12 protein-coding genes are annotated in these 19,802 nt (G+C 32.1%); 3 read left to right on the plus strand and 9 right to left on the minus strand.

Annotated features, from left to right (window positions below):
* Nucleotides 1-44 precede the first annotated feature (44 nt).
* Both G0Q09_RS01635 and G0Q09_RS01640 read right to left on the minus strand, forming a co-directional pair.
* The gene (locus G0Q09_RS01635; RefSeq protein WP_219033766.1) at nt 45-2,606 is read right to left on the minus strand and encodes a hypothetical protein; all 2,562 of its coding nucleotides are present in this window, start codon (nt 2,604-2,606) and stop codon (nt 45-47) included.
* Nucleotides 2,603-3,592, minus strand: coding sequence for a hypothetical protein (locus tag G0Q09_RS01640; protein ID WP_038331057.1), 990 nt, complete (start codon nt 3,590-3,592; stop codon nt 2,603-2,605). Before G0Q09_RS01640 ends, G0Q09_RS01635 begins: the two co-directional genes overlap by 4 nt.
* Before the next feature lie 100 nt (nt 3,593-3,692).
* Here G0Q09_RS01640 and G0Q09_RS01645 point away from each other — a divergent pair, with 100 nt between their 5' ends.
* Nucleotides 3,693-4,052, plus strand: coding sequence for a DUF2200 domain-containing protein (locus tag G0Q09_RS01645; RefSeq protein WP_219033767.1), 360 nt, complete (start codon nt 3,693-3,695; stop codon nt 4,050-4,052).
* A 5-nt stretch (nt 4,053-4,057) separates the two neighbouring features.
* On the opposite strand, the gene G0Q09_RS01650 is transcribed toward G0Q09_RS01645, so the two are convergent.
* Both G0Q09_RS01650 and G0Q09_RS01655 read right to left on the minus strand, forming a co-directional pair.
* On the minus strand, nt 4,058-5,314 hold the full coding sequence (locus tag G0Q09_RS01650; RefSeq protein WP_219033768.1) for a type IX secretion system plug protein: 1,257 nt from the start codon (nt 5,312-5,314) through the stop codon (nt 4,058-4,060).
* 84 nt (nt 5,315-5,398) lie between these two features.
* Entirely contained in the window at nt 5,399-7,813 is a 2,415-nt protein-coding gene (locus G0Q09_RS01655; RefSeq protein WP_257468009.1) for an alpha-ketoacid dehydrogenase subunit alpha/beta, read from the minus strand.
* A 120-nt stretch (nt 7,814-7,933) separates the two neighbouring features.
* Here G0Q09_RS01655 and G0Q09_RS01660 point away from each other — a divergent pair, with 120 nt between their 5' ends.
* Entirely contained in the window at nt 7,934-10,675 is a 2,742-nt protein-coding gene (locus G0Q09_RS01660; protein ID WP_219033770.1) for a M16 family metallopeptidase, read from the plus strand.
* Nucleotides 10,676-10,956: 281 nt separating this feature from the next.
* Nucleotides 10,957-11,910, plus strand: a complete 954-nt coding sequence (locus G0Q09_RS01665; RefSeq protein ID WP_219033771.1) for a DUF8428 domain-containing protein — start codon at nt 10,957-10,959, stop codon at nt 11,908-11,910.
* Nucleotides 11,911-11,983: 73 nt separating this feature from the next.
* Here G0Q09_RS01665 and G0Q09_RS01670 read toward each other — a convergent pair whose 3' ends face one another.
* The 5 genes from G0Q09_RS01670 to G0Q09_RS01690 all read right to left on the minus strand — a co-directional run bounded on the left by G0Q09_RS01670 (nt 11,984) and on the right by G0Q09_RS01690 (nt 19,713).
* Nucleotides 11,984-13,585 carry a class I SAM-dependent methyltransferase gene (locus tag G0Q09_RS01670; protein ID WP_219033772.1) on the minus strand — a complete coding sequence of 534 codons (1,602 nt, stop codon included), beginning with the start codon at nt 13,583-13,585 and terminating at the stop codon, nt 11,984-11,986.
* 129 nt (nt 13,586-13,714) lie between these two features.
* On the minus strand, nt 13,715-14,326 hold the full coding sequence (locus tag G0Q09_RS01675; RefSeq protein WP_219033773.1) for a PepSY-like domain-containing protein: 612 nt from the start codon (nt 14,324-14,326) through the stop codon (nt 13,715-13,717).
* A gap of 79 nt (nt 14,327-14,405) precedes the next feature.
* Nucleotides 14,406-15,794, minus strand: coding sequence for an alpha-amylase family glycosyl hydrolase (locus tag G0Q09_RS01680; protein ID WP_219033774.1), 1,389 nt, complete (start codon nt 15,792-15,794; stop codon nt 14,406-14,408).
* Between the two features lie 25 nt (nt 15,795-15,819).
* On the minus strand, nt 15,820-17,475 hold the full coding sequence (locus G0Q09_RS01685) for an alpha-amylase family glycosyl hydrolase (RefSeq protein WP_219033775.1): 1,656 nt from the start codon (nt 17,473-17,475) through the stop codon (nt 15,820-15,822).
* 69 nt (nt 17,476-17,544) lie between these two features.
* Nucleotides 17,545-19,713, minus strand: coding sequence for a glycoside hydrolase family 97 protein (locus G0Q09_RS01690; protein WP_219033776.1), 2,169 nt, complete (start codon nt 19,711-19,713; stop codon nt 17,545-17,547).
* Nucleotides 19,714-19,802 lie beyond the last annotated feature (89 nt).

Raw genomic sequence — 19,802 nt, forward strand, 5'->3', positions numbered from 1 at the left:
TCACATTACAAAAAACGCTCCTAAAATTAGAAGCGTTTTAATTATTAAAAGTTATTTGTGTAATAATCGAAATATTTACAATTTGATTTTATTTCTTGATATGTTTTCGTGTCCGAATATTGTTTCAAATTTTTAAAATTAGAACGATAATTTGCCACTTTAAACCCTAAAATTTTATCTTCGTTATCATATTGATTTTCGTACAAACGTTTCAACACAGGGTCTTTTGCATTATAAAATCTTCCTTGTTCATTCTTAGACAATGCAAACAAAATTTGCGCTTTCATTTCTTTGTCTTTTGTCGAATCAAAAGCTTTTTTCAAATAATTTTCTGACGGCGTAAAATTATCTACGTAGTTTCCACCCCAACCGAAACTTTTGTAAAAGAAGTTGCTTGTCGCTTCATATTGATCACCATAATTATTAAATTTTGGTCCATTATCATTGTTTCGATCAAATGTCAACAAATAACGATAATAGCCTAAAGTCGTCGTATTGTAAAAGAAATTCACCAACAAATAATTCGCTTTTGCAGCTTCTTCGGTATTCTTCTTTGCTATTTTATTCAATTCAATCATCGCATTTGTCAATTCTAATTTTGACATTTTTGGTTTGATAAATTTGAATTCATTCAAATATGGTGTTGCGATCACTTGATTTTCGTCACAATTGAAACATTCAATCTTATTATATCCAAAGATTTTATTCGGAATATTATGATAACCATCAAACTGATTTTCTACCCAAGTTTTGCTTTCTTTTTCTGTTGTATAATCGTAATCATAAACAAAATAAGCACTTTCTGACGTGTGATATTTTTGATCAATCTTCTCAAATTCTTTTTTCGCCAAATCAAATTTCATTTCGCCTAAATACAATGTTCCTTTGAAATCGGCTAAATAATCTGATAATTTAAACTGAATTTCTTTTGATTTTTCTGTTCTCCAATCCCATGAACTCGATTTTACTTTTGCATTAATCAAATATTTTTCGAAAGCTGTTTTATTCGATTTTTTATCCAATTTATCTAAATCATTGATAATCGTCCAATCTGGATTTGAACCTAATTGTGTAATTTCATTATGAATCAAAAATGCTTTTCCTTTGTCACCTTGCAAAAAATATCGATTTGCTAAAACATCTAAAATCACATTTTTCAAGTTCATTTTTTGATCATCTTCATCCGAATAACCATAGACATCTTCTGGTAATTTTGGATATTCATAATTCAAAATCGACGCATATTTTTGCATCAATTGATTCTCAAAACTATCTGTAATTTTCTTTTGTTCGAAAATTTCTAATAAAATTTCAATCACTTTTTTCTGTTGTTGAAATTCTTTCGAAGTTGAATTTACTTTTGCTAAATAATCCTTTGTTTCCGCAAAATTTTTGTTCAATAAATTCAAATATGCCACCGATAAATTCCAATATTCTTTGTCGTCAGCTTTTATCACTTGTGATTTTGCCAGAGCAATCAATTCATTGATCTGAACTTCATCTTTTGAATCTTCGGGGTTACTGTAATAATTGCCATTTGTTTTTACAGGCAAATATAAATCTGTATATTTTTTTCGTTCTTGAGAAGAATTCCAATAATAATCTTCAGGATTTTGTTGCAAATATTCGCGTTCAATTAAATTAATAGAACGTGCAAATAAGATTCTCGCTTGTGGAGCATTTACATCATTCGCAATAATTTTTTTGGCAGGAGCTAACGGATTCGAAAAATCATTGTAACCAATCAATAAATACAAATCATTTTTTTCTTGAATCGTTTTGGCATTGGCTAACATTTTCTCATAATTCAAATCTTCTGTCACGCGCATCGATTGATAAGCACTCATTTTTCGATCATTCGAATGAGAAAAAACTTCGAAAAAGTCATAATTCGCTTGAATATAATTTCCAAGTGCACGCTCCGCTCCACCTTTTTGATCTAACGCATAATAATACATCGAATTTTTGAGTCCTTGCGACGCCACATACATATTAAAATAATTGATAGCGTCTTTATATTCGTGGAAATAATGCGCAAAACGCACCAATTGATAACCGTAACGAACTTTTAATTCTTTGTCCGTTTCTGCATTCCAACTTTTCTTTAGAACATCAAGAACTTTCTTATAATTTAGATTATTGACATTTTTTTCTGGACGATCTACATACGACCATTCACCATTATCGATATAATAAAAAGCCATATAAGGCTCTAAATACTTGGCATACGACAAGTAAAGTAAACTTTGCTTATTCTTTTTTACCCAATCTGTTGTCGCAAAATTATAGTTCGTATTGGACGATTTTCCATTCTTTACCATCAAATCAATTTCTTGTTTCGATGCTTTAAAAACTAACTCAAATGCTTGCTGATAGCTAATTCCTAACGTTTTTTGCCAATCCAAAATATTCTCATTCTTTTGATTTGCATCCATCGTATAATATGGATTATCCAACGTCATCAAAAATGGTTGATATTGCGGAGCTTCGCTTAATGTTTGCGAAAAAAGATTGTAGTAATAATAATCTTCTCCGCCTCCATCTGCACAAGCAAATGCTTTGGTTAAACCAAAAGTTAAGCATAAAGTAAGTACTATTTTTTTCATAATTGTGTTGGTATTGTTTTCAAAAATTTTGAGTCTAAATGATAATAAATCAATCGATAATTGTAAGATAATTTTGTATCGATAAATGATTTTGCTTCAACTAATAATTCGGGAGAAATCATTTCAACTTTTATTGTAAAACCTTTGCTCACATAAAAATTTCGTACAAAAAAATCATCTTCCACTTCATAAAATCCATTTCTGATTTTCTTTACAGGTTTTCCTATCAAATCTTGCTCCGAAAAAGAATTGATTAATTTTATTTTTCCTTGATGATTTGTCAAAATTGCCCACGAATAAATTGGCAAAGCAACATCTAATTTGATTGGATAATCGTTCAAGTTTTTTAAATAATCTTTTGCTATTTTCAAATCTAAAATCGAATTATTTTCAGATTGATCAGTTGGATTTTCGGTTGCATAACACATCAAAACCATTTTATCCAAAGGCGGAACTCCTTCTTTGTCTTTAAATTTGACTTGATGCAAACGCAAAGTTGCCGAAAGTTTTTTTCCCGAAATATGTTTCAATTCCGACAAAAACATAAAATAATTCTCACGCGTAGATTTCGTCCAATCACAATCTATCTGAATTTCATTGAAACTTTTTAGATTTCCTCTTTCAGCCGTTTCACTCAAAAAATTATACACATCTTTTGCTAAAATTTTGACTTGATCTTTTGATGTATTCAGAAAAGTTTGATTGGTAATAAAAACCGTCGGAATATAATTGACATTGAGCTTCGTTGCATCAAAATTCTGAATAATTCCAACTGGAGAAATTTTATTCAACTTTTTATCCACATCAAAAAAACGAACATAAATATTTTCCACTTTTAGTGAATCAACCGCTTTTTTCTCTGTTTCATTCACCGAATAATTACTTCGCCAATAATAAAAATCAATTGGTGATTTTTTGGTTTCAGAAGTACATCCAACCAAACTAATTATCGTAAACAGTGTTAAAAATCTAAATAAAAATTTCATACTCAAATTTAACTCAAAATCTATAAATCACAATCGATGAAAATAGTGAGATTTTATCAAATTAATTGTCGAAATTTATCCTCTATAATATTCTTAAAAAATGAATGATAAAAATTTTCAGCGTGTAATCGAAATGTCTTTTGCAAGTGTTTATCCGCATTACATCACAAAAGCAGAAAAGAAAAACCGAACAAAAACGGAAGTTGATCAAATTATTTTTTGGTTAACAGGTTATACTGAAAAAGATTTGGAAGAAATTTTAACGAAGAAAACTAACTTTCATGATTTTTTTGAAAATGCACCAAAGTTTAATCCAAATGCAACTAAAATAAAAGGTGTGATTTGCGGTTATCGTGTGGAAGAAATTGAAAATCCATTGATGCAAAAAATTCGATATTTAGACAAATTAATCGATGAATTAGCCAAAGGAAAAATAATGGAAAAAATTTTGAGAAGTTAAGCTACTTATCTCCTCGAATTTCCAGTTCCATATCCCATCAACACATCGTATCGTTGTCCCCAAGGGCGATAGTAAAACAATGCTTGATATTGATTTTCGGTTTGCCAAAAACTTCCGCTCACATAACTTGGATCGATTTTGCCTGTTTTGGTATTTTTTACGACATATTGATAATTGTAATAACCTTGTTTCAATAATAATTCGGTTACCCAAAATCCTGCATCGTCTTTTTCTAATTTCGAATTTTCATCAATTTCCCAATTATTAAAAGCACCTACAACATACGGAACGTATAATCCATTTTGATCTTCGAAAGCATCTAAGGCAAAATAAACCCATGAATAATCTGCTTCAGAATTTGCTGCATATTCGTTTCCATAACGGTTATTTCGGATATAAAAATTACCATTAATGTCTGGATAATCATCATAAGGTAAATTATATTTCGGAATATCTGCACGCAAAACAGTGTGATAAACACTATCTTTTCTGAATGTTTTTTCTGTTGTTAAACTCGGAACTTCTAAATTTTTGTTATCAAACCAATTGTATTCTGCACCACCGTCAAACAAAATATTAGTATCATTATATGTTAATTGATTTGGACGAGAAAAAGATGGTCGATTGACAAAATAACCTTCGTTCCAATTGTTATTTTTCATCAAAAATAATCTTGCACCATCAGGAACTTCAGTTAAATTTTGTGTTCCACTCGAAACTTGAACTTGCAAACGCTGATTCAATTCTTTTACGGTTGGATTATTGTAACGAGAAACCATCACTCCAACATCCGCAATTGGTTGATAAACGGCAAAACGTTTCGTGAAAATTGGGTTTGAATCATTTTCTAAATACACTTTTAACACATAATTTCCAGGTAATTTTACATTCATTTGATCATTCGGAAATTGAATTTGATAATTGGTATATTTTTGATACGTATTGAATGAATTCTTATATGTTCGCGCATAATCAGCATTAACACCATTTAAAAATTCGGTTTGAAAAATATTCGATTCTGACCAATCTGCATTTCTGTGTTCAATAGAATATTGATAACGCTTATAACCTGCACTGATATCATCAAAAAGAAAAATTAATCTTTCGCTAGAACCTAACTTGATAACGGGTGTATTATCGTTTGTTTGCGGATTAAAAACTTGAACCGTCTTGATATTCTTTGGAGGAATTACATCTTGAAATTGCCCAAAAAGAATTGAAGTCAATAGACAAAGTATAATCGAATAGAATTTCATTTTCATTATAATTTTGATTGTTAAAAATACAAAAAAAGCGCATGCCTTTTTGAAAAAGACATACGCTTATATAACTCTAAAATTTATTTTTTAGTACAAAGCAGGAAACTCGTTTGGTTTCGCTTCGCGCATCAATTCATAAACTTGTTCTGTAATATCATCAACAGAAGGTTTTGAAAAATAATCTCCATCAGTCGCATACGCAGGACGGTGAGCTTTCGCTGTAATCGTCAATGGTGCGCTATCTAATGTAAAATATCCACCTTGTTTCTCGATAATTTCTTGTAACAAGAATGCACTTGCTCCACCTGGAACATCTTCGTCAACAATAACTAAACGATTCGTTTTGTTCAAACTTTTTGCAACATCTGCATTGATATCGAAAGGCAATAAAGATTGTGCATCAATTACTTCAACAGAAATACCTAGTTGCTCCAATTCTTTCGCAGCATCCATCACAATTCTCCAAGTAGAACCGTAAGTTAACAACGTTACATCTTTTCCTTCTTTTGTAATTTCTACTTCACCTATTGGCGTTGTAAATTCTCCAATATTAGTTGGTGCAGGTTCTTTCAAACGATAACCATTCAAACTTTCTACAACAATTGCAGGCTCATCTGCTTGCATCAATGTATTGTAAAAACCTGCGGCTTTTGTTAAATCACGTGGAACTAAAACATTCACGCCACGAACCAAATTCAAAATTCCTCCCATTGGCGAACCTGAATGCCAAACACCTTCTAAACGGTGACCACGCGTTCTGATAATCACAGGCGCTTTTTGACCTCCATTCGAACGATAAAGCACAGTTGCCAAATCATCAGAAATTCCTTGTAAACAATAAAGTATATAATCTAAATATTGAATTTCTGCAATTGGACGTAAACCACGCATCGCTAATCCAATTCCTTGACCAAGAATTGTTGCTTCGCGAATACCTGTATCCGAAATACGATCGATACCATATTTTGCTTGAAGACCTTCTAAACCTTGGTTTACATCACCAATATTTCCAGCATCTTCACCAAAAACTAATGCCTTTGGATATTTTTCGAAAATTTTATCAAAGTTATCACGAACAATTACACGACCATCTTCTAACGCTGGATTTTCTCCAAACTCAGGTTTTACTTGTGGTACTTGAGTTGCCGTTCCTGAAACTAATTTAGTCGAATAGATTTCTTCTTCGCGCTTCATTTTGGCATCTAACCAAGAAATTAATTCAGCTTTTGTAACTAAATTTTCTGAACGTATTAAACGAATTACTTTACGAACAGCTCCATAAACATCACGTTTGAAAGGACTTTTCTTTGATTTTAGATTACTAATTTCAATGTTGATAAAAGCACCGTTTGCACTTTCTGAAGCAATTTTCGTTAATAATTCTAACGCTTCATTTTTCAAATCCAAAATTGGATTCAAATAATCGTCCCAACATTGTTTTTGAGAAGCTTTTACTTCAGCTTTTACTTCAGCTTCTAATTGATCCAACTCTTCCGCAGAAATAATTGCTTCTGAATGATCTGCAAATGCTAAAATATATTCACGGAATTTTGAGATTCCATCAAATTCTTTTTCCCATGTCAAACGCTCCTCTGATTTATAACGCTCGTGCGAACCAGAAGTCGAGTGACCTTGCGGTTGCGTACATTCTTGCACGTGTACAATACACGGAATGTGATGCTCACGCGCAAATCTTTCTGCACGTGTATACGCTTCAATCAAAGCAGGATAATCCCACGCTTTTACAGTAATAATTTCGTAACCTCTTTCCTCTTCCGTTCTTCCGAAACCTGATAATAATTCAGAAAGATTCGATTTTGTGCGTTGAAATTTAGCTGGTACAGAAATTCCGTAACCATCGTCCCAAATAGAAACAACCATTGGCACTTGCAAAACTCCACCTGCATTTATCGTTTCCCAAAAATGACCTTCAGAAGTACTTGCGTCACCAATTGTTCCGAAAGCAATTTCATTTCCGTTTACAGAAAATTGTTGATCTTCGTCTGATTGAGGAACATTTCTAAAATATTTTGAAGCTTGTGCTAAGCCTAATAAACGTGGCATTTGACCAGCTGTTGGCGAAATATCAGCACTCGAATTTTTTTGTTCTGTTAATTTTTTCCAAGAACCATCTTCATTTAAAGAACGTGTTCCGAAATGAGATGTCATTTGACGACCTCCTGATGAAGGTTCTTTCTCTAAATCTGTTAAAGCGTATAATTGTGCAAAAAATTGTTCAACTGTTAATTGACCAATTGCGAACATAAATGTTTGATCGCGATAGTATCCAGAACGGAAATCTCCATTTTTGAATACTTTTGCCATTGCAATTTGTGGTAATTCTTTTCCATCACCAAAAATCCCAAATTTTGCTTTCCCAGTAAGTACTTCTCTTCTTCCTAAAAGACTTGCTTCACGAGACATAAAAGCCGTCTTGTAATCATTAATGATTTGACTTTTAAACTCTTCGAAAGTAATTTTATTTACCTCTTTTGTTTCCATTTCTTTTGTTTGTTGCATCACAAATTTAACAAAAGATTTGTAACTTACACCATACAATTTGCGTCTAACGAATAGATTATAGAATTGTATCATCCAATTAATAACTATAAAAATAAATACATGAAAAAAACTTTACTGAGTATATGTCTGGTTTTTGCCTTTGCAAATTCACCATACTTAATGGCTCAAACGAAATCTGGAAACGCAACTTTTGTGACGCAAGTAGAAGGAATTAAGGAATACAAACTACCAAATGGATTACAAGTTTTATTAGTCTCTGATCAATCGCAAAGTAATGTTGTAGTAAATATTGTTTACAATGTTGGTTCTAAACACGAAGGTTACGGTGAAAAAGGAATGGCGCATTTGTTAGAACATATGTTGTTTAAATCAACAAAAAACTTAGGTGATATCAAGAAAATGTTATCTGACAAAGGTGGACGTGCAAATGGAACGACATATTATGATCGTACAAATTATTACGAAGTTTTCCCATCAAGCGACGAAAATTTACGTTGGAGTTTGGAAATGGAAGCTGATCGTATGATTAATGCAACCATTAAACAAGAAGATTTGGACAAAGAATTTTCGGTTGTACGTAATGAATTTGAAATTGGTGAAAATGATCCGTCAAGTGTTTTAATGGAACGCGTTATTTCTGCTGGCTATTTATGGCACAATTACGGAAAATCTACAATTGGATCTAAAGAAGATATTGAGCGTGTAAAAACACCACAGTTGCGCAAATTCTACGAAAAATATTATCAACCAGATAATGCAACCTTAATTATTGCTGGAAAATTTGACGAGAAAAAAACGATGGAATATGTGAATCAGTATTTTGCTTCGATTCCAAAACCAACTCGTGTTTTAGACGAAATTTTAACAGTTGAGCCAGCGCAAGATGGTGAAAAATTTGTTGAAGTAAAACGTGCAGGAGATTCCCAATCTGTTGGTGTAATGTATCACGTTGCAGCATATAGCGATAAAGATTATGCAGCAATTGATGTTTTAAATAATATTTTAACTTCAGATCCTTCGGGATATTTGTACAAATCTTTAGTTGACACACACAAAATTGCTTCAATTTGGGCGTATAGTCCAGAAGTTCGTGATGCAAGTTTCTTCTATATCGGAACTGAAATTCCAAAAGAGAAAAACATCGAACAAACGAAAAATGATATTCGTGCAGAATTAGACAAAGTTGCTACAATTAATTATACTGATCAAGATGTACAACGTGCGAAAGCAAGTATTGTGAAAAACATCGAAAATCAAAAAAATAATACGATTAATTATGCCATTGGTTTAACAGAAATTGTTGGTGCGGGTGATTATCGTTTAGGTTTCTTATACCGCGATAATATCGAAAAAGTAACCAAAGAAGATGTAAAACGTGTAGCTGAAAAATATTTTAAAGCGAATAATAGAACAGTTGGAACTTTTATTCCGACAAAAGATGAAATTCGTGTAAAACCAGCTGAATTAACGAATAAACAGATTACAGAATTAGTTTCGAATTACAAAGGTCGTGCAGTTGAGAAAGAAGCAAAACCATTTGAAGCTTCAATCAAAAACTTAAAAGCTCATTATGCAGAAGGAAAATTGAACAATGGTCTAAAATATGGAATCATCGACAAAGAAATTAAAGGTGAAAAAGTAATTCTTTCATTTAATTTACCTGTTTCGAATGAAAAAGATTTGGCAAACAAAGGAATGATCGGTCAATTAACGGCTGAATTGTTAATGTCTGGAACGAAGAATTTAACAAAAGAACAAATCAAAGATCAATTAGATGCTTTAAAATCTTCGGTTGGATTTAGATTTGGAGGACAAAATTTATCTGTAACAATTAATACGTACAAAAATTCATTAGACAAAACAATGGATATCGTGCGTCAAATCATTACAGAACCAACTTTTCCTGAAGCTGAATTAGCAAAATCTGTAAATGAATACACAACATATTTAGATGCAAATACAAACGATCCGCAAGCATTAGCCTTCAACGAAATTAGTCGTTTAACATCTAATTATCCTAAATCTTCTATTTTTTATACAGCTTCTTTTGCTGAAACAAAAGATGATTTAAAGAAAATCAAACAAGCTGATTTAGTTGATTTTTATAAAAATATTTTAGGTGCACAAAATGGTGTTGTTTCTATTATTGGAACAAATGACAAAGCGAAAGTTGAAAAATTATTAAACGATACTTTTGGTAAATGGAATAGCAAATCGAAGTACGAAAAAGCGTATCCAACTTTTACAGCAACGAAAAAAGAGGATAAACTTTATAACATTCCAGACAAAGAAAATGCTGCTGCAGTTGGATCAATTAACTTCAAAATGAATCGTGAAAGTGCTGATTACGCCGCAATGGTTATGGCAAATGAAATGATTGGAAGTGGAGGATTTTTATCTGCTCGTATTCCAATGCGATTAAGAGAAAAAGAAGGAATCAGCTATGGTGCAGGTTCATATGTTTCGATTCCAAACGATCCTAAAAACGATGTAGCTTCTTGGGGATATTATGCATTTTTAAACCCTACAAAACGTGAAGCAGTTGAAAAAGCATTGAAAGAAGAAGTTGCAAAAGCATTGAAAGATGGTTTCACAGCGGACGAATTGAAAACAAATATTGTAAGTTGGAAAAACGGTCGTACAACTTCTTTGGGAACTGACGGAACTTTGTTAGGCTTATCGAATGGTTATTTATTGAATGGAATTACGTTTGATGAATTTGATAATTTAGAGAAAAAAGTAGATGCTCTTAATGTAAACCAAGTAAACGAGGTTTTCAAAAAGTACATTTCTTTAGATAAATTAACTTCTGTTTACACAGGAACTTTTGATAAAAAGTAAATACAATTCATATTAATTAAAAAAAAGCTTCAGAATAATCTGAAGCTTTTTTTATGATTTATTTAGAATAAGAATCTGCATAATTATTCATTTTCGGTCTAAAATGTGAAAAAATTTGTTAAAAAATCCTCATTTTAACATCATACTAAGTTTTTGGCATCATAATTTCTTAACACTAAAAACAATAAAAAAACAATTAACCTTAAATAATAGTTCATATGCAAGGATTAGAAGAAAACAATTAACCAACAAACAAAGGAAAAAATGGTTTAGTAGTTCCTTTGGCATTAGTCGGAATATTATTAGCAGGAAGTGTAGGATATAATATTTATCAAGCAAATCAGATCGGAAATCTTGAAAAAAATGAATCTTTAAATTCTCAAATCCTTAAAAACGAAACAGGTCAAAAGGATCAAATTCGTAAACAATATGATTCGATTTTAAACGACTATACACAATATAAAGCACGCATCGAAGATCGTAACAATTTATTGAGCGATAAAGAAAATATGATTCAGTTAAAGAATCAAGATATTCAAGAAATTTTAGATAAAGACAATCCAACTGCAGAGGAAATGAATCGTGCTCGTAAAATGATTAACGATTTAGAAGGAAGTGTAAAAAATTACAAATCTGAAGTTGCTCGTTTACAAAAAGAAAATGCAATTCTTGTACGTAGCGTTGACGAATTAAATAATAAAAATTCTGCTTTAACAACAGACAACAACAATTTAAGAGAAAACAATAAAGAGTTAACATATAACTACGAAACAGAAAAAAGTGTTCGTCAAAAAGACAATGCAATTTCGAAAGGAAAGATCAATGAATTAAGTTCAACTTTATCTGTTTCTAATCAACAAATCAAAGGAATTCGTGTAAGAAATAGCGGAAAAGAAGTTGAAAAAACACGTGCAAAACGTATTGATAAAATTCGTGTTTCTTTTGATGTAGATCGTAATTCGAGAACAGAATCTGGAGACAAAAAATTATATGTTGCTATCTATAATCCTGACGGAACATTAGGAAGATATGGAAATGCGCAAGGCGGACAAATTGAATTGAGATCTGGAGATACAGTTAATTTCTCTGATGCAATCAACTTTAATTACACAAACGGACAAACAAAAAATATTACGTTTGATTGGGAAAACGAGGAATTCCAAAAAGGAGTTTACACGTTCAATGTTTACGAAAATGGATTTAAGATTAGTCAAGCAAAAATAACCCTAAACTAATTATTGACACAAGACTAACCAAGAAAGCTCAGCAATTGCTGAGCTTTTTTTGATTTAATATATCTTTTAAATATTATCGTTTCAAAAGATTGATACTAACAGTTGCCAATTCACTGTTTGGATATTTTTTGAACAATGTTTTATCTGGAACTAAACCAGTTTCTTGACAAATTCGATGAAAAACATCGACTTCTACAATATATTGATCCGAAAATCCATGCGTTGCATCATACGCTGTTGCAGGTGTATTTCCTAAATTCTCCGCCGTTAAATCTGGAGCAATCGTATGTAATTCGATCAATAACAAACCAAATTTATCTACATAAGGCGCCCATTTTTTGAGATGATTCAATAAATTTTGTTCCACATCATTATTTGACAATCGTTTTCCTCTAAACGCAAAAGCTCCTGTAGAAGCACTAATTCGATTTGTTTTGATATCTTCTACATCTTCCCAAATTCGATTATGATCTAAAAATGTTCTAATGTTTAATAAATCACTCAACTCTATTGAATAATCATTTTTCAAATCTGTTGCCAAACGATCTGGATCACCAATATCACCCCAAATCACTTTTGCCCAAATATCATTTTTAATTAAATTGGCACGCGTTACTTTCAGCGCTGCTTGATTATAATCTGCACCAACCAAAAAAAGTGGATATTCGTCGAGATGTTTTCCCCGTAAGGTTTGACGTTCTATCACATCATACAAATGTTGTAAAAGCGCTCCATTCCCGCATCCCATATCCAAAATTCCTTTCGGTTGCTCTTCTATTGGACGATTAAAAATATCTACAATAAACTCATCAATCACTTTGAAATAAGTGGAATGCGCTCCTCCACTACCCCAAACATTCATTTCGCGATTCACGTGTTGTTCATCTTCGCCTTCGGTAATTTCACGCAATTTTGTTGGCGAACCAAAAAGCAAATCATTCAACTTCGCGAACATTGGTAAATAAGAAACTGTAACACCATAAGATGTTGCACGGCGCGCAAAAAATAATCCTATTTCTGTGAATTTATAGTTTTTTTCGTGTTTTGTAAACCAACCTAATTCGGTTAATCGTTCCAATATTTTCTCGAAAGTTTGTGGGTTTTTGTGAAATTCATATGGATTGAAAGAAGCTTCCATAAAGTATTTATGAAACAAACCACTCATTCCCATTCGCACAATAATTGGTCCAACTAAAACGCCTTCGATATGTTTGGTAATTTGATAATGCAAAGGTTTTTCAAGAAACTCTTCGTCGTCAGCAGTCATCAAATAAGTTTTATATTTATCAAATAATTTAATCCATTTTTTACAAAATTCATCCGAAAAATCATGTTGATTAATTACTTCATTTTCTGCCAAAAAAACAGCTAAATCATGGTAAATATCAACATTAGTAAATGCGCGATCTGAATATTTATTGGTTTGAATCTCGACGCTATTTTCTGCATTATTCACTGAATATTCTAACATATTCTGCGAAGCCAACACACGCAAAGCAACATTTAGATAACCTTCGTTTGCCTGAAATTCGTTTGTCAATTCTTCTAACTGTATAGTTTTACGCTCGACGATATAATGCAAAGCTCCTTTTTTAGCCAAAGCACTTAATACCGGAGCCGTTACCAAACCATCGAGATGTCTAAAAATTAACGATCTCAAATATTTTTTATCCATTTTGGGCGATTTTTTCTACTATAAATATATTGAAAATTGCGAAAAGTTGATGTGAAGGTTATTGTAAAATTTTAAAAATTAGAAATTAAAAAAAACCTCATCTATTGACAAGGTTTTTGATGTATTTGATTAATCAATTTTGATAAAATTACCATTCAAATCAAATTTCAAATCGACATTATTTTGTAACAATTCTACTTTTATTTCTTTGTCTTTTGTATCCATTTCAATTGATTTCGCATCGATTTTAGGATATTTTGATTGAAGATATTTTTGAATATTATCTGGGAAAAATTTAATCGGAATCGCTTTTCCTAAACCATTTTTCACCTCCTTCCAATCACCATTATCTGTAAATTCTATTTTTGTTCCGTCTTTCAACTGAATATTATATGTTGTGATATTGCGTTCAACTTCTTTTATCGCATTCACAAACTCCATATTACCAAAGTTTTTCGAAACAAAATTTTGTGCATTAACAGGTAAACTATTTGCTGAAATCACCGTTTCATTTGGATCAATATTTACCGTTTTTTGTTGACCATTATCTTGTAAAACCACATAAGTATTTTGTGAAGTCGATGACTCTGGATGATTCGCAATATCACTTTCCGAAACAATTGGCTGTTCTGCAACTTCAGATTTACTTGTGATAACTTCTGAGTTTTCTGTTTTCTTCGATTCACACGAAGAGAAAACTAAGCTTAAAATGGCGGCTGTTGATAAAATTATTTTTCTCATGATTTGGATTTTAAACGTTTATCAACAAGCATTATACCATAAAAAAAGCTGATTAAAAATTTAACCAGCTTTTAAGAATTTATTTTTTCTTCTGAACTAAAATCAGGTATTCCCAAGGTTTTAATTTCAGTTTTGTTGTTGCATCAAATGTAACATCTTCGTTGTTCATAAAGTTTTTGTACACACCATTAATTGGAACTGTAATTTCTTTATTTGCTTTCGTAAAATTCGCAATAAAATAAGCTTCTGTCGTATTTTTATGACGTTTGAACGCTAAGATAGATTTATCATCAGATGTTTTCAAACGTTCGTAAGAAGCCGCTTTTTTCGCTCCATTAAATGCTTCATTTGTGATTTTTAGTTCTCCTAACTTTTCGTAAACGCCACGCATTTTTGCTGTTGGATTACGATCAATAGAATCTTTGACAAAGAATTTTAAACGACGATTAAAATCTTCTTCTTGTCCATTATAAATCAAAGGAATTCCTGGTAAAGTATACGTTAATGCAGCAAATGTTTCGACCGCATGACCCATTCTTTCGTACTCAGTTCCAGCCCAAGAATTTTCGTCATGATTTGATGTGAATAATAATTTATAATCATCCGCTTGCCATTTTTTCGGAAGCGAATCCATGTACGCATCAATCGCAGAAACATTCTTTTTACCTTTTGCAATATCATTCATGATATGATGAATTTCCCAACCATAAGCAGCATCAAATGCATTATTTGCTAATAAATCTGGCTTCTCTGTTTCACCTAACATAAAAATTTCGCGACCTTTTGCCAATTGTGGTTTTGCTTCATTCCAAAAATCTGTTGGAACTTCATGCGCCATATCACAACGGAAACCATCAATTTTGAAATCATCTAACCAATATTTCATATCGGCAATCATCTGTTTGCGCATTTCTTTGTTATCGAAATTTAATGCCACAACATCCGACCAATCGTAAGGAGAATGCATTTTCCCGTTCTTATCTTGTTCGTACCAATCAGGATGTTGTTTTACCCAAGGATGATCCCAAGCCGTGTGATTCGCAACCCAATCCAAAATCACATAGATTCCGTTTTTGTGCGCTTCATCAACCAATTTCTTAAAATCTTCGGCATTTCCAAATTCTGGATTGATTCCTCTATAATCTTTGATTGAATAATACGAACCTAAACCTTCTTTTCGATTTTCTTCTCCAATTGGATAAATAGGCATAATCCAAAGGATCTTAACCCCTAATTTTTTGATATTCGAAATCTCTTTTGTTACCGCAGCAAAAGTTCCTTCCGGCGAAAATTGACGAACATTCACTTCATAAATCACAGAAGTTTCCGCCATATCAGCCGTAAAAGGCAAAATACTTTGTTCTTTCCTTTCTTTTTTAACGTCTTCTGACTTTGTTTCCTTTTTGTTTTCACAACTTGTCAAAAACAAAGTTGTTATCAAGGTTAAACCAACTATTTTTTTTATCATTTTTCTTCTATTACTTCTCAAAAAATTAATTCACTTTTTCCAATAATACAATATCAGAAGTCGTATTCAATTCTAAATTTCCGTTCACAACTTTTCCTGAAAAACCTGAATAAGCATCGCGAATTTTAGCACCATCTTTCCAGATAGAACTTACATTAATTGTTTTTTTACCAATTGGCATTTCCAATCCAATCACCACTTCGTCTGTCTTATATTTTCTAGTAAAAATATATGGTTGATCTTGTAAATCTGTTTGATTACCTGCGCCAACTGCTGGATGATTTCGTCTGAATTGTCCTAATTTTTGATAATGTTCTAACAATAATTTTGTTTCTTGATTAGAATTTACATCATCCCAATTCATGAAAGAACGCAAATTTGCATCACCATCAACACCTTCTATTTCTAAAGGTCTAGCCGACTCATCGCCATAATAAACTTGCGAAATACCTGGCGTTAATAATAAACGTGTCGCAGCATCAAAATTATTTTCTCGTTTTATGTCAAACGGAGAACCGTCGTCATGAGATGTAATATAACTCATCACGGTTTTACCATTCATTTTATTTTGTAAAATCGAGTTGTAACGATTAAATACCTGTTGAGAAGTTTCGTTTTGAGTCGAACGCAAATCGAAGTTAATCAATGCATCAAATCCATTTTCGAAATAATTAACTTTTTTATCTGGAAATGGAAATTCTAATGCATCGTTCACCGAATAATTATAAACTTCTCCAATTAAATAAAAATCATTTTGATCTAAAACTTTTTCTGGATGATTGATTTTATATTGATTAAATGCATCTTGACAAATCTCTGCAAACTTCTTCCACACGCTTTCTTCTGTATGTTTCACCGTATCTACACGATAACCATCAATACCATATTTTTTGATATAATCCGAAAGCCATTTCATGATGTAATATTTTGGCGCTTTTGGCAGATTGTATTTGATGAAAAAAGTATTCAACTCTGCAACTTCTCTATCCAAACGACCTTCTTGTGACCATTTTGCAATCAATTGTGGAGGCAATAAAACATCATCTTCTGACTCGGTTAAAATATCTGGTAAATTGGCCACCAAGGTACATTCTACGGTTGTTTCGTAAGAATCGTAAGTGCATTGTGGCGAAACACGAACCCAATCTGCAGGAAAAACACCATCAGAATCTGTGACTGGTCCCGTGTGATTGATGACAGCATCTAACATAATTCGGATTCCCTTTGCATGTGCTTTATCTACTAATTCTTGCAATTCTTTTTCGGTTCCCCAATTTTTATCTATCGACGACCAATCTTTTGTCCAATAACCATGAAAACCATAAGTTGCACCTTGACCTTCGTTAACAGAACCATGAACTTGTTCTACAATCGGAGTCATCCAAATGGCATTAACTCCTAAATCTGAAAAATAATTATCTTCGATTTTATTGATTACCCCACGAAAATCTCCTCCTTCAAAACCTCTTAATTTAGATGTTTTAGCAGTTCTCCCGTAATTAACATCATTCTTTTTATCTCCATTCTCGAAACGATCGGTCAATAAAAAATAAATATTTGCACCATTCCAAACAAATGGTTGTTTTTCTGAATGATTTGTCTGCGTAGCTTGTGTTGTTGTTTTTGAACAAGAGCTTAAAAACAATGAAGCTATTCCTAACGTGAAAAGTATTTTTTTCATACTAAAAAGTTTTGAGTAGTAAGTTTTGAGTATTGAGTAATAAGTTTCTCAATACTCATCACTCATTACTTATTTAATTTCTTTGATACTAATTGCAAAACCACCACCAACTTGAGAAGTTAAATCTAACACTGATTTAGCATCAACTTTTTTGGTTTCAATTTTATACGATTGAGGATTTGTTTTGAAATGAGCATCTTTACCATCAGCATAAATAGTTGCTTCGTATTTTTTTCCTTTATCTAAGAAATCTAATTTAATTTTCGTTGAACGAGGCGTTTCACCATTTACATTTCCAACAAACCAATTGTTCGAATTTTTGTCTTTACGTGCAATTGTTAAATATCTTCCTGGTTCAGCTTCCAAATAATTAGAATCTTGCCAATCTACAGGCACATCTTTGATGAATTGAAATGCATCAGAAAATTGTTTGTAATGCTCGATAATATCAGCAGCCATTTGTAAAGGAGAATACATTGTCACGTATAAAGCCAACTGATTTGCAATCGTAGAATTAACGTGAGAATGATTGTTTGGATTTAATTTTTTCACATCCATTTCGAAAATACCAGGCGTGTAATCCATTGGTCCACCTAATAGACGTGTGAAAGGTAAAACCGTTACGTGATTTGGTTTAGAACCACCGAAAGCTTGGTATTCTGTTCCACGTGCAGATTCGTTTCCGATTAAATTTGGCCATGTACGCGCAACTCCTGTAGGACGAACCGCTTCGTGTGCGTTGACCATTATTTTATAATCAGCCGCTTTTTCGATTGCATATTGATAATGATTAATTGTATTTTGGCTGTAATGATAATCTCCACGAGGAACGATATCACCAACATATCCACTTTTTACAGATGTATAACCATTATCGTTCATGAATTTATATGCTTTATCCAAATGTCTTTCGTAATTACGAATTGATCCCGAAGTTTCGTGATGCATCATAATTTTTACACCTTTTGATTTTGCATATTCATTTAATGCTTTTACATCAAAATCTGGATAAGGCGTTACAAAATCGAACACATAATCTTTGTGATTTCCGAACCAATCTTCCCAACCTTCGTTCCAACCTTCTACCAATACCGCATCGAAACCATGTTTTGCAGCAAAGTCAATGTAATTTTTTACATTTTCGTTATTAGCCGCATGTTTTCCATTTGGTTTTGCGTTTTTATAATCCGTTATTCCTAATTGCACTGTAGAAAAATCGTCTGTATAAGCCCAAGAACCACGACCTGTAATCATTTCCCACCAAATACCTACATACTTCACTGGTTTGATCCATGAAGTATCTTCAATCTTTGATGGTTCATTTAAATTATATACTAATTGTGGCCCTTTAAACGCAATATCTGCCGCATTATCACTTGCAATAACTGTTCTCCAAGGTGTATTAAAAGGCGCTTGTAAATATCCTTTATCACCTAATGCATCAGGCGTTAACCACGATTCAAATACTAAATTTTTATCGTTTAAATTTAGATTCATTGCTGGATAATTGATTAAAGCTGCTTCATGAATGTTGATGTATAATCCATTCTCAGCTTTCATCATTAATGAAGTCTGAACTCCTGTTTTAGAAAATGATTTTTGTGATGCATTTCCAGTATAGGCTTGATCAAATAATCCTCTAATTTCTGATAACTTTGATTCTGTGTAATCATATTCTTGCGTATCGTAATCGCCAGGAATCCAAAAAGCTGTGTGATCTCCCGCCATTGCGAATTGCGAATGCTCTTCTTTGATGACAAAATATTTTAAATTCTTTTGTTCTGGAAACTCGTAACGGAAACCTAATCCTTCATTAAACAAACGAAAACGAATAATCATTTGTCGATCTGTATTTGGTTGAGAAACTGTAACTGCTAATTCGTTAAAATTATTTCTGATTTTAGCTACTTCTCCCCAAACTGGTGTCCACGTTTCATCAAAAGTTGAAGTCTTTGTATCTACGATTTGAAAACCAGATACAAAATTTGTAAATGCATTTTTATCTCCGACTTGATTTTCCCATTCAAAACTCATTTGATTGTTCGCTTTAAATTCGAATCCTAAAGTTGAAGGTTTGATGACATCTTTCCCTTTGTATTTTAATTGATACGTTGGTTTTCCATCTTTCGATAAAGAAAAATCTAATTTGAAATTTCCATTTGGTGATTTCAATTCTTGACCGTAAACGACGCTCATCATTGAAATTCCTAACGCTATAATTGATTTTAAGTGTTTCATTATAATTTGTTTATTTTTTATATCTATATTTTTTTGTCTTTTTGAGATTGCCGAAGAATTAATTCTCCAATATTCTTTTCTTGATAAAA

The organism is Empedobacter falsenii, from assembly GCF_019308355.1.
GTDB classification, from domain to species: domain Bacteria; phylum Bacteroidota; class Bacteroidia; order Flavobacteriales; family Weeksellaceae; genus Empedobacter; species Empedobacter falsenii_B.

What these genes read in the sequence shown, in the direction of transcription:
- G0Q09_RS01670 (WP_219033772.1), bottom strand. Translation starts at nt 13,585, where the DNA reads ATGGATAAAAAATATTTGAGATCGTTAATTTTTAGACATCTCGATGGT.
- G0Q09_RS01685 (WP_219033775.1), bottom strand. Translation starts at nt 17,475, where the DNA reads ATGAAAAAAATACTTTTCACGTTAGGAATAGCTTCATTGTTTTTAAGC.
- G0Q09_RS01640 (WP_038331057.1), bottom strand. Translation starts at nt 3,592, where the DNA reads ATGAAATTTTTATTTAGATTTTTAACACTGTTTACGATAATTAGTTTG.
- G0Q09_RS01690 (WP_219033776.1), bottom strand. Translation starts at nt 19,713, where the DNA reads ATGAAACACTTAAAATCAATTATAGCGTTAGGAATTTCAATGATGAGC.
- G0Q09_RS01660 (WP_219033770.1), top strand. Translation starts at nt 7,934, where the DNA reads ATGAAAAAAACTTTACTGAGTATATGTCTGGTTTTTGCCTTTGCAAAT.
- G0Q09_RS01680 (WP_219033774.1), bottom strand. Translation starts at nt 15,794, where the DNA reads ATGATAAAAAAAATAGTTGGTTTAACCTTGATAACAACTTTGTTTTTG.
- G0Q09_RS01650 (WP_219033768.1), bottom strand. Translation starts at nt 5,314, where the DNA reads ATGAAAATGAAATTCTATTCGATTATACTTTGTCTATTGACTTCAATT.
- G0Q09_RS01655 (WP_257468009.1), bottom strand. Translation starts at nt 7,813, where the DNA reads ATGGAAACAAAAGAGGTAAATAAAATTACTTTCGAAGAGTTTAAAAGT.
- G0Q09_RS01675 (WP_219033773.1), bottom strand. Translation starts at nt 14,326, where the DNA reads ATGAGAAAAATAATTTTATCAACAGCCGCCATTTTAAGCTTAGTTTTC.
- G0Q09_RS01635 (WP_219033766.1), bottom strand. Translation starts at nt 2,606, where the DNA reads ATGAAAAAAATAGTACTTACTTTATGCTTAACTTTTGGTTTAACCAAA.
- G0Q09_RS01645 (WP_219033767.1), top strand. Translation starts at nt 3,693, where the DNA reads ATGAATGATAAAAATTTTCAGCGTGTAATCGAAATGTCTTTTGCAAGT.